Origin of the sequence: Frankia sp. Cppng1_Ct_nod, assembly GCF_920656135.1 — a bacterium.
In the GTDB taxonomy this organism is placed as follows: Bacteria; Actinomycetota; Actinomycetes; order Frankiales; family Frankiaceae; genus Protofrankia; species Protofrankia meridionalis.
In genome coordinates, this window is the sequence record NZ_CAKKTK010000144.1 from 3,031 (window position 1) to 4,631 (window position 1,601).

A 1,601-nucleotide genomic window follows, 5' to 3' on the forward strand; every position below is an offset into this window, starting at 1 on the left:
CAATGCCGTGAAGCTTATTTCGATCTTGACGGTGGATGATCATGCGGCGTGTGGTGCGAGTGGGTGGAGCCGGATCGTGGCGGGGCCTGAGTGGCGGATCGAGGCGGGCTCGTCGTGCCGCTTGACGCGGTAGCTGTTGTGGCGTGGACGTTTGACGACGCGGGGACAGGTGCGGTGTCGCCTGGGTGGGTTGAGTATGCGGGTGATCTCGGTGTGGAACCGGGGCAGGTGGGCGAGCCAGTCCTCAGGGGGGAATGTCCGCCGTCCCGGTGGCGGAGCGGCGGACCAGGCGTAGGGCGCGGGCGAAGCCGACCCTGTCCGGATCGGCGTCGGCGGCTTCGGCGGCGCGGGCGATCAAGGCCGTGAGCGCGTACTGCACGGTTAGCCAGGCCCACATTTCCTGGACGGCCAGGTCTGGCAGCCGGGAGCGCAGCACCCGGCCGGGGCCACGCAGATGGGTCTTGAGCTGATCGTTCGCGGTCTCCTCCTCCCAGCGCTCGTTGTAACCGGCCGCGATCTCGTCGGCGCGGGCCTCGGCCGGGTCGAGGATCGTGGTCAGCACGACGATCAGCTCGCCGGTACCGTTGCCGGCCCGGTCGGGGATGTCGTACTCGACGACCCTGGCCAGGTGCGCCTCGTCCGGGTCGAGTTCCGTGCCGGCCTTCGCGGCGGCGAGCAGGCCGGCGCGCCGCCGGCTACCGGTGACCACCGGGTTGATCAGCACGGTCAGGAACGTGCCGTCGGGCAGGACCTTCACAACCGGCAGGTTCAGCCCGGTCGGAGCCCGCCAGATCAGGTCCGCGCCGGTGCCCACGGCCAGCGACCAGTTCTCGAACGAGTAGAACCCCCGGTCGGCGGTCAGCACCTCGTCCCGGCCAAGCCGCATCAGCAGCCCGCGGGCCAGCGTCCGTTCCCCGGCCGACCAGCCCCCGACCTCGGCGGCCCGGAACGCGTGCGTGCCGCACTCGGCCAACGCCACGACCCGCAGCTTCGGGAAAGCCGACCGTTTCTCACCCGAGCCGGCGTAGCCGAACTCGGCGGCGTTCTCCTCGGTATCGGGCACATCGACATCGAACCCGTCGATCGCGAGGAGCAGCCGGCCCCGCAGCCACGCCCCCCGTGTCGAGAGCGTCGCGACCTGACCCGCGACCTGCTCGAACACCTCGGCCATCACCGCCCGGCCCAGCCGCTTGCGCGCCTGGGTGATCCCGCTCGCGCTCGGCGGGGCCCACGCCGCGTCCCAACAGCCGAACCGGTCGAGCGACCCGGTCGTCTTCGCCGCGACCTCGGTGTAGTCGTCGTCCGGGAACAGGCACATCCCCAACGTCAGATACGCCGTCACATGCGGCGGGAGCTTCCCGCCCCTGCGCCGCTCACCGACCCCGCAGGCCGCGACCGCCTCGTCCACCGCGTCGCGCGGCACCGCCGTCACCAGCACCCCGACCGACACCTGGTCCGCAGACACCATCGAAGCCACGAACCGCGACCAAACCACCCAGCGGTGCCGATGCCACGCCGCCACGCCGCAAGAGCTCCACGACCAGCACCAAGATCAATCAATCAAGATCGAATTAAGCTTCACGGCATTGCCTCAAGGCGGG

The 1,601-nt window shown here is 70.5% G+C and carries 1 protein-coding gene; it reads right to left on the reverse strand.

Annotated elements, in window-relative coordinates:
• Positions 1-244: 244 nt before the first annotated feature.
• Positions 245-1,468 carry an IS4 family transposase gene (locus tag NBW77_RS21840; protein ID WP_250280276.1) on the reverse strand — a complete coding sequence of 408 codons (1,224 nt, stop codon included), beginning with the start codon at positions 1,466-1,468 and terminating at the stop codon, positions 245-247.
• Positions 1,469-1,601: the final 133 nt, after the last annotated feature.